Annotated in this window: 1 protein-coding gene; it reads left to right on the top strand. The window is 71.4% G+C overall.

The window, feature by feature from the left end; genetic code table 11:
- Positions 1-14: 14 nt before the first annotated feature.
- A complete protein-coding gene (locus ACIBJG_RS03770) occupies positions 15-10,349 on the top strand; it encodes an SDR family NAD(P)-dependent oxidoreductase (protein WP_399303861.1) in 10,335 nt (3,444 codons plus the stop codon).
- The last annotated feature ends 174 nt before the right edge of the window (positions 10,350-10,523 follow it).

The following is a 10,523-nucleotide window of genomic DNA, read 5'->3' as shown; positions in this document are numbered from 1 at the left end:
TGAGCAGCACATCGATGGAACAGGTCGTAGCAGCACTCCGGAAGTCGCTCACGGACAATGAGCGACTGCGTGAGGAGAACGCGCGGCTCACCTCCGTGAACAACGACCCGATCGCGATCGTGGCCATGGCGTGCCGCTACCCGGGCGGGGCCGGCACACCGGAGGATCTGTGGCGGCTGGTGGACGGGGGCGTCGACGCGGTGTCCGGCTTCCCGGCCGACCGGGGCTGGGATCCGGGTGTGTACGACCCCGAGCCGGGTGTGCCGGGGAAGTCGTATGCGCGTGATGGTGCGTTTCTGTACGACGCGGCGGAGTTCGATCCGGGCTTCTTCGGGATCAGTCCGCGTGAGGCGTTGGCGATGGATCCGCAGCAGCGGTTGCTGTTGGAGGTGTCGTGGGAGGCGATCGAGCGGGCCGGGGTCGATCCGACGTCGCTCAAGGGCAGCCGGACCGGTGTGTACGCCGGTGTGATGTACCACGACTACGCCGACGGCAGCGCGGGCAGCTTCGTCTCCGGCCGGGTTGCGTACACGCTGGGCCTGGAGGGCCCGGCCGTCACCATCGACACGGCGTGCTCGTCCTCGCTGGTGGCGTTGCATACGGCGGCTCAGGCGCTGCGGTCCGGTGAGTGCTCCCTGGCCCTCGCGGGCGGTGTCACGGTGATGTCGACCCCGGACATGCTGGTGTACTTCAGCGGGCAGCGCGGCCTGGCGCCGGACGGCCGCTGCAAGCCGTTCGCCGCCGCGGCCGACGGCACGGGCTGGGGCGAGGGCGCCGGCGTCCTCCTGCTGGAGCGCCTCTCCGACGCGCGGCGCAACGGTCACCCGGTGCTCGCGCTCGTCAGCGGGTCGGCGGTCAACCAGGACGGTGCGTCGAGCGCGATGACCGTACCCAACGGGCCCGCCCAGCAGCGGGTGATCCGCCAGGCGCTGACCGACGCGGGCCTGACGACGGCCGAGGTCGACGCGGTGGAGGCGCACGGCACGGGGACCCGGCTCGGCGACCCGATCGAGGCTCAGGCACTCCTGGCTACATACGGTCGGAACCGGCCCGAGGGACAGCCGTTGTGGCTGGGCTCGGTGAAGTCGAACTTCGGCCACACGCAGGCGGCGGCCGGTGTGGCGGGCATCATCAAGATGGTCATGGCCATGCGCCACGGGGTGCTGCCGAAGTCCTTGCACGTGGATACGCCGTCGGACCAGGTGGACTGGTCGGCGGGTGCCGTGGAACTGCTCACCGAGGCCCGGGACTGGCAGCCGGTCGGCCGCCCGAGGCGTGCGGGCATCTCGTCGTTCGGGCTGAGCGGGACGAACGCGCACGTGATCGTGGAAGAGGCCCCGGTGGAGGCGGCGGAGCCGGCTGAGAAGGCCGAACTTCCCGTGGTTCCTTGGGTGGTGTCGGCGAAGAGCAGCGAGGCGCTGGCCGTGCGGGCCGAGCAGTTGCTGGCCGGCGCCGAGGCCCACGCGGCCGAGGACGTCGCCTACTCCCTCGCCACCACGCGTACTGCCTTCCCACATCGCGCGGTGGTCCTCGGTGACCGGAGGAGCGCCCTGGCGGCCCTGGCGGGGGGCGAGGAGCATCCGGGGTTGATGCAGGGGGTGGCCGCGCCGGGCCGGACGGCGTTCCTGTTCACGGGGCAGGGTGCGCAGCGGGTCGGCATGGGACGTGAGTTGTATGGGGCGTTCCCCGCTTTTGCCGAGGCGTTCGACGCGGTGTGTGCGGAGGTCGATGCGCAGCTGGGGCGGTCGTTGCGTGAGGTGATGTGGGGCGAGGACGCGGAGGCGTTGAACGCGACCGCGTACGCCCAGCCTGCGCTGTTCGCGTTCGAGGTGGCGTTGTTCCGGCTGGTCGAGGCGTGGGGTGTCAGCCCGGATGTGGTGGTGGGGCATTCGATCGGTGAGCTGGCCGCCGCTCATGTGGCGGGGGTTCTTTCGCTCGCGGATGCGGCTCGTCTGGTCGTCGCCCGGGGCCGGCTGATGCAGGCACTGCCGGCAGGCGGTGCGATGGTCGCCATCCAGGCATCCGAGGACGAAGTCCTGCCGCTACTCACGGACGGTGTGGGGATCGCGGCGGTCAACGGGCCGCAGTCGGTGGTGGTTTCCGGCACGGAAGCGGCTGCTCTCGCGGTTGGTGAGCATTTCGCCGCCGCCGGTCGTAAGACCAGCAGGCTGGCTGTCTCGCACGCCTTCCACTCGGCTTTGATGGAGCCGATGCTGGAGGAGTTCCGTGCGGTGGCGGCCGGGTTGGTCTTCTCTGAGCCGCGTATTCCGGTGGTCTCTACGGTCACGGGTGAGCTGTCTGCGGATTGGCGGTCTGCTGAGTACTGGGTCGATCAGGTTCGCCGGCCCGTTCGTTTCGCCGACGCATTGCGTAGTGCCGAGGAGTGGGGTGCTCGTACGTTCGTGGAGATCGGCCCGGATGCGGTCCTGACCGCTCTCGGCTCCGACTCCGCGACCTTCGTCCCTCTGTTGCGCAGGAAGCGTCCGGAGGCTGAGGCCCTGGTTGCGGCTCTGGGCCGGTTGTACGTGGAGGGTGCCCGGGTCGACTGGGAGGCGTTCTACGCCGGTTCCGGCGCCCGTCGCGTCGAGCTTCCCACGTACCCCTTCCAGCGCACCCGCTACTGGCTCGACGCTGTCCGGCCGGGGAGTGCCCAGCACGCGCACCCCCTGCTCGGGTCGGTGGTCACCTTGGCCGACTCCGGTGGTGCCGTGCTCACCGGACGGCTCGCCGTGGCCGGACAGCCCTGGCTTGCTGACCATGTGGTCCTGGACACGGTCCTCTTCCCCGGTGCGGGGTTCGTCGAGCTGGCCGTCCGCGCGGGTGACCACGTCGGCTGCGACGTCCTGGAAGAGCTCGCGCTCCACGCGCCCCTCGTTCTTCCCGAGGACGGCGCCGTCGCCGTACAGGTCGTCGTCGGAGCTGCCGACGAAACGGCCCGGCGTACGGTCGGGGTGTACGCCCGGGACGAGAGCGACTCCGGCCCTGACTGGACCCTGCACGCGGAAGGCGTGCTGGCCGGAGGCGTGGAGGAGCCCGCCTTCGACCTGACCGCATGGCCCCCTCCGGGCGCGGTCCCTTTCCCGGTCGACGATGCGTACGAGACGCTGCGCGAGCAGGGCCTCGCGTACGGCCCGGCGTTCCAAGGGCTGACGGCCGCCTGGCGGCTCGACGGGGCCGTCTACGCGGAGGTCGCGCTGACCGAGGACGTTGCGGCCGACGCGTACGGGCTGCACCCGGCGCTGCTGGACTCCGCGATGCACGCGGCGCTGGTGGACGGTGCCGGGGAGCATGACGGCGGCACGGTCCTGCCGTTCGTGTGGAAGGACGTGCGGCTGTTCGCGGTCGGGACGTCCGCAGCGCGTGTACGTGTGTCCCGGCCGACCCCGCAGAGCTTCTCGCTGGAGATCGCGGACGCGGCCGGGGCTCCGGTCGCATCGGTCGGGGGTGTGGTCGGCCGGGCGGTGGACGAGGCGTCCGGTGCCGGAGGCCCGGCTGCCGACCCGCTGTACCGGGTGGTGTGGCAGCCGGTCGGCGGCCCGGCCTCGCCGGCGGAGTGGCTGCGCTGGGAGGACGTACCCGACGAGGGTCCGGTGGCCGGCACGGTCGTTCTGGAGTGCGCCCAGCCGGTGCCGGCGGAGCAGGACGTGCCGTCCGCCGCCCACACGGTGGTCGAACGGGTCCTTGAGGTGCTCCAGCAGTGGCTGGCGGACCAGCGGTTCGCCGCGTCCTCCCTGGTGGTCGTCACACGCGACGCCGTGGCCGTGGCCGACGGCGACCCGGTCGACGTGTGCCAGGCCCCGGTGTGGGGTCTGGTGCGGGCAGCGCAGGCGGAGAACCCCGGGCGGTTCGTACTCCTGGACACCGACGGATCCGAGGACCTCGGATCCGTCGGTGGCGGGGAGGAGCCGGAGTCGGCGGTCCGCGACGGACGGCTGCTGGCCCCCAGGCTGGCCCGGATCAGCGTCCCCGCCGATGCCGAACCGGTGTGGGACCCGGCCGGGACCGTACTGATCACGGGCGGAACGGGCGGCCTGGGTGCGCTCGTGGCGCGCCACCTGGTGGCCGAGCACGACGTACGGCACCTGCTGCTCGTCGGCCGACGTGGTGAGCAGGCTCCGGGGGCCGCTGAACTCCGGGCGGAACTGGTGGAGCTGGGCGCGAGCGTGACACTCGCCGCGTGCGACGTGGCCGACCGTGACGCCGTGGCCGCACTTCTGGCCGGGGTGAACCCGGCCCACCCGCTGCGGGCGATCGTCCACGCGGCAGGGGTACTTGACGACGCGATGGTCACCTCGCTCACGGCCGAGCGCCTGCGCGGGGTCTTCGCACCCAAGGCGGATGCGGCCTGGCTGCTGCACGACCTCACCCGCGGACTCGACCTCACCGCTTTCGTCCTGTTCTCCTCCATCGCCGGAACAGTCGGCTCGACGGGCCAGGCCAACTACGCCGCCGCGAACGCCTTCCTCGACGCGCTCGCCGCCCATCGCCGGGCCGGTGGCCTGCCGGCGTCGTCCATGGCCTTCGGCCTGTGGGACACCCCTGGAGGCATGGGCGCCCTGCTCGGAACCGCCGAACGGGAACGCATGCGGCAGGCCGGCACCCCGGCGATCCCCGCCGACCGGGGGCTCGCGCTCTTCGATGCCGCGCTGCGGTCGGGCGCGGCGGCCACCGTTCCCGTCCGCCTCGACCTCGCGGTGCTGCGTACGCACGGCGACGAGATACCCGCCCTGCTGCGCGGCCTCGTACGGGCTCCCGGCCGCCGGGCCGCCCGTGCCGCAGCCCCGGTCCTGCGCACCCGGCTGGCCGGCCTGACCGGGGCCGACCGCGAGGATGCCGTCCTGGACCTGGTCCGTACGAAGGTCGCGGCCGTACTCGGACACGCCTCGGGCGACGCCATCGAACCCGGGCGCGCCTTCGACGAGTTGGGTTTCGACTCCCTCACCGCCGTCGAACTCCGCAACCGGCTCGACGCCGAGACCGGACTGCGCCTCCCGGCCACGCTGATCTTCGACCACCCGACAGCCGAGGGCGTCGCCGCGCACGTTCTGACGCTCCTCGACGGCACTGCGGACGTGGCCCCGAAGCCGGAACCGGCCGCCGCCCGCGCGGGCGACGAGGACCCGATCGTGATCGTGGGCATGGCCTGCCGGTACCCGGGCGGCGTGACCTCACCGGACGCACTGTGGCAACTGGTCGCGGACGGCGTCGACGCGATAGCCCCGCTGCCCGATGACCGGGGCTGGGATCCGGGGGTGTACGACCCCGAGCCGGGTGTGCCGGGGAAGTCGTATGCGCGTGATGGTGCGTTTCTGTACGACGCGGCGGAGTTCGATCCGGGCTTCTTCGGGATCAGTCCGCGTGAGGCGTTGGCGATGGATCCGCAGCAGCGGTTGCTGTTGGAGGTGTCGTGGGAGGCGATCGAGCGGGCCGGGGTCGACCCGACGTCGCTCAAGGGCAGCCGGACCGGTGTGTACGCCGGTGTGATGTACCACGACTACGCGGGCGGCACGGCCGGGAGCCTGGTCTCCGGCCGCGTGGCCTACACGCTGGGGCTGGAGGGTCCGGCCCTCACGGTCGACACGGCGTGCTCGTCCTCGCTGGTGGCGTTGCATACGGCAGCTCAGGCGCTGCGGTCCGGTGAGTGCTCCCTGGCCCTCGCGGGCGGTGTCACGGTGATGTCGACCCCGGACATGCTGGTGTACTTCAGCGAACAGCGCGGCCTCTCCCCGGACGGCCGCTGCAAGTCCTTCGGTGCCGGTGCGGACGGTACGGGCTGGGGCGAGGGTGCGGGCATGCTGCTGCTGGAGCGGCTGTCCGACGCGCGCCGCAACGGCCATCCGGTGCTGGCGGTGGTGCGGGGCTCTGCCCTGAACCAGGACGGCGCGAGCAACGGCCTGACCGCCCCGAACGGCCCGGCCCAGCAGCGCGTCATCCGCCAGGCGCTCGCCAACGCCGGTCTGTCGGCCGCCGAGGTCGACGCCGTGGAGGCGCACGGCACGGGGACCCGGCTCGGCGACCCGATCGAGGCGCAGGCGCTGCTGGCGACCTACGGTCAGGGGCGCGAGGAGGACCGGCCCCTGTGGCTGGGGTCCATCAAGTCGAACATGGGCCACACGCAGGCGGCGGCCGGTGTCGCGGGCATCATCAAGATGGTCATGGCCATGCGCCACGGCATCCTGCCGCCGTCGCTGCACGCGGAGGAACGTTCGGACCAGGTGGACTGGGCCGCGGGTGACGTGGAACTGCTCACCGAGGCACAGGAGTGGCGGGCGGGCGGCCGTCCGAGGCGTGCGGGCATCTCGTCGTTCGGGCTGAGCGGGACGAACGCGCACGTGATCGTGGAAGAGGCCCCGGTGGAGGCGGCGGAGCCGGCTCCGAGGGCTGAACTTCCCGTGGTTCCTTGGGTGGTGTCGGCGAAGAGCGCCGAGGCGCTGGCCGGTCAGGCCGAGCAGTTGCTGACCGTGGCCGACGACCACAGGCCCGAGGACGTCGGGTACTCCCTGGTGGCGTCGAGGTCGGAGTTCGAGCACCGGGCGGTGGTGCTCGGTGAACGGGAGAGCGCCCTGGCCGCCCTCGCGGAGGGTGCGGAGCACCCGGGGGTGGTGGTCGGCCAGACTCGACGCGGTGGGAAGACGACGTTCCTGTTCACGGGGCAGGGTGCGCAGCGGGTCGGTATGGGCCGTGAGTTGTATGGGGCGTTCCCCGCGTTTGCCGAGGCGTTCGACGCGGTGTGTTCGGAGGTCGATGCGCACCTCGGGCGGTCGTTGCGTGAGGTGGTGTGGGGCGAGGATGCGGAGGCGTTGAACGCGACCGGGTTCGCTCAGCCTGCGCTGTTCGCTTTCGAGGTGGCGTTGTTCCGCCTTGTTGAGGCGTGGGGTGTGACTCCGGATGTGGTGGTGGGGCATTCGATCGGTGAGCTGGCCGCCGCTCATGTGGCGGGGGTTCTTTCGCTCGCGGATGCGGCTCGTCTGGTCGTCGCCCGGGGCCGGCTGATGCAGGCACTGCCGGCAGGCGGTGCGATGGTCGCCATCCAGGCATCCGAGGACGAAGTCCTGCCGCTACTCACGGACGGTGTGGGTATCGCGGCGGTCAACGGGCCGCAGTCTGTGGTGGTTTCGGGTACGGAGGCTGCTGCTCTGGCGGTCGGTGACTACTTTGCCGCCGCAGGTCGTAAGACCAGCAGGCTGTCGGTGTCGCATGCGTTCCACTCGGCTTTGATGGAGCCGATGCTGGAGGAGTTCCGTGCGGTGGCGGCCGGGTTGTCCTTTGCCGAGCCGCGTATTCCGGTGGTCTCTACGGTTACGGGTGAGCTGTCTGCGGATTGGCGGTCTGCTGAGTACTGGGTCGATCAGGTCCGCCGGCCGGTCCGTTTCGCCGATGCTGTGCGTAGTGCCGAGGAGTGGGGTGCTCGTACGTTCGTCGAGATCGGCCCGGACGCGGTCCTGACCGCGCTCGGTACGGACTCCGCGACCTTCGTCCCGCTGCTGCGCAGGAAGCGTCCGGAGGCTGAGGCCCTGGTTGCGGCTCTGGGCCGGTTGTACGTGGACGGCGTACGCGTCGACTGGGAGGCGCTCTACGCCGGTTCCGGTGCCCGTCGCGTCGAGCTTCCCACGTACGCCTTCCAGCGCACCCGCTACTGGCTCGACGCCCCCGCCGCCGGCGCGGACGCCTCGGCGTCCGGGCAGATTGCCCTCGATCACCCGGTGCTGCGGGCAGCCGTGGTTCTGCCCGACGACAGCGGCATCGTCCTCACGGGCCGGCTGTCCGCTGCCACGCACGGCTGGATCGTCGACCACGACGTCCTCGGGAGCACCCTGCTGCCGGGCACCGGATTCGTGGAGCTGGCCATCCGGGCGGGCGAACAGCTCGGCTGCGGGATGCTCGAGGAACTCACCCTGCAGGCCCCCCTGGTGCTGCAACCGCTCGGCGGCATCGCCGTTCAGGTGGTGGTCGGGGAGGCCGACGACACCGGGCGACGGTCCGTGACGATCCACTCGCGCGCCGACGACCACCCGGATCTGCCGTTGACCCGTCACGCGGACGGCGTGCTGGCACCGCCGGTGGAGGCGGAAGTGGCGGAGGGACTCACCGACTGGCCGCCGGCAGGGGCCGAGGAGCTGACCGTCGCGGGTGCCTACCCGGACCTCGCGTCCGTCGGGTACCACTACGGGCCGGTGTTCCAGGGCCTCACCGCGGCCTGGCGACTCGGGGACGTGCTCTACGCGGAAGTCCGTCTGCCCGAAACGGCACACGCGGATGCTGCCCGATTCCGCCTCCACCCCGCCCTGTTGGATGCGGCGATGCACGTCGGGCTGCTCGACATCCCGGGCCGTGAGGACGGTGGGCAGACACTGTTGCCCTTCGCGTGGAACGGAGTCGCGCTGCACGCGGCCGGGGCCACGTCGCTCCGGGTGCGGCTTACTCCGGTCGCGCAGCAGGACGGGCTCTCGCTGACCGTCGCCGACGAGCACGGCAACCCTGTCCTGTCCGTGGAATCACTGCTCTCCCGGCCCGTGTGGGCCGAGGGGCTCGGCGCCGGAGCCGGCGATGCGCTGCTCCGGGTGGACTGGCACCCCGTACCACTGAGCGAGCAGACGGCCGAAAGGCCCGACCCCGCCGTCTTCGAGTGTGTGGTGAGCGATCGGGACGGGGACGTTCCGGGTGCGGTGCACGGTGTGGTGGGTCGTGTGTTGGGTGCGGTGCAGGGGTGGTTGTCGGTGGACCGGCCCGAGGGTGCGGAGTTGGTGGTGGTCACGCGGGGTGCGGTGGCTGTGGGTGAGGGTGATGCGGTGGATGTGCGTCAGGCTCCGGTGTGGGGTTTGGTGCGGGCTGCGCAGGCGGAGAATCCGGGTCGGTTCGTGTTGGTGGATACGGATGGTTCGGTGCCGTGGGAGCAGGTGGTGGGTCTGGGTGAGCCGGAGGTTGCGGTTCGCGGGGGTGCGGTGTGTGTTCCGCGGTTGGTCCGGGCCGTTTCGGGTGAGGGTTCGGGTTCGGGTTCGGTGTGGGATGTGGACGGGACCGTATTGATTACTGGTGGTACGGGTGGTCTGGGTGCGCGGGTGGCCCGGCATCTGGTGTCGGTGCATGGTGTGCGGAGTTTGTTGTTGGTGGGCCGTCGGGGCGGGGATGCGCCCGGTGTGGCTGATCTGGTGGCGGAGCTTTCGGGTTTGGGTGCTTCGGTGGCGGTGGCTGCGTGTGATGTGGCGGATCGTGAGGCGTTGGCCGGGGTGATCGGGTCGGTGGATCCGGGGCGTCCGTTGTCGGGTGTGGTTCATGTGGCTGGTGTCGCGGACAATGGTGTGGTCGGGTCGCTGACCGTCGAGCGTGTGGATGCGGTGTTGCGTCCGAAGGTGGACGCGGGCTGGCATTTGCATGAGTTGACGCGTGACATGGGTCTGTCGGCGTTCGTGATGTTCTCGTCTGCCGGTGGTCTGGTGCTGGCGGCGGGGCAGGGCAACTACGCGGCCGCCAATGTCTTCCTCGACGCACTGGCCGCTCATCGTCGTGCTGAGGGGCTTCCGGCGTGCTCCATGGCCTTCGGCCTCTGGGCCGTCGACACCGGCATGGCAGCCGATCTCGCCGATGCCGACCTGGAGCGCATGCGCCGCGCCGGAACTCCCGCGCTGTCCGAGGCGGAAGCCCTGGCCCTGTTCGACGCCGCACTGGCGTCGGGCGTGGCCGCCACCGTGCCGCTCCGGGTCGACGCGGGCGCGCTGCGCACCCGTACCGACGAACTCCCCGCCCTGCTGCGCGCCATGGCACCGCCGGCCCGCAAGCGGACCACCACGGGGCCGGCCAAGGGAGCCTTGCTCGCCGACCGGATCGCGGGGCGGAGCGAGGAGGAGCGGACCCACATCATCCTGGAGCTCGTACGGGACCAGGCTGCTGCGGTACTCGGTCACTCCTCCGGCGAGGCAATCGAACCGGACCGGGCTTTCGGTGAGTTGGGCTTCGACTCGCTCGCCGCGGTGGAACTGCGTAACCAGCTCACGGCGGCCAGCGGAGTGCGGCTGCCCGCCACGCTGGTCTTCGACTACCCGAGCGCGGCGGAGGTCGCCGCGTATATCGACGCCCGCCTGGTTCCGGCCGAACCCGTGTCCAGGGCGGAGGCGGACCTGAGGAAACTGGAGGCCCTGCTGACGACCGACGCCCCGGCGGACGGCCCCGGCCGCGCCCGAATCGTCGAGCGTCTCCGGGGGTTGGCGGGCCGGCTGGAAGGGCCCCGGATCGACGCCCCGGACCCTGCTGTGCCGGAGACCCCGGATGCCGGCCCCGACCTCGACGAGGTCACCGCGGACGAGCTGTTCGACATCCTCGACAACGAGCTCGGAGCGCCCGCCACCCCATAAGAGGTTGATCGCCCGGCAGGGCGGAACCGGGCACTTGGCCGGGGTAGTGACAGCTGTGCCGCAGCCGCCACGCACCCCGGCCTTTGGCGTGTTTTCCCCTGTCCGGCCGTGGCTTTGGGCAGGGGTGGGCTAAGGGTAGGCCGCCCCTCGGCGCCCTCAGTAGCGTTCACATCC

It is taken from the genome of Streptomyces sp. NPDC050422, assembly GCF_044458665.1.
GTDB lineage: Bacteria > Actinomycetota > Actinomycetes > Streptomycetales > Streptomycetaceae > Streptomyces.
The sequence above is the reverse complement of the archived record's forward strand: the minus strand, read 5'-3'. Positions and strand labels throughout refer to the sequence as shown.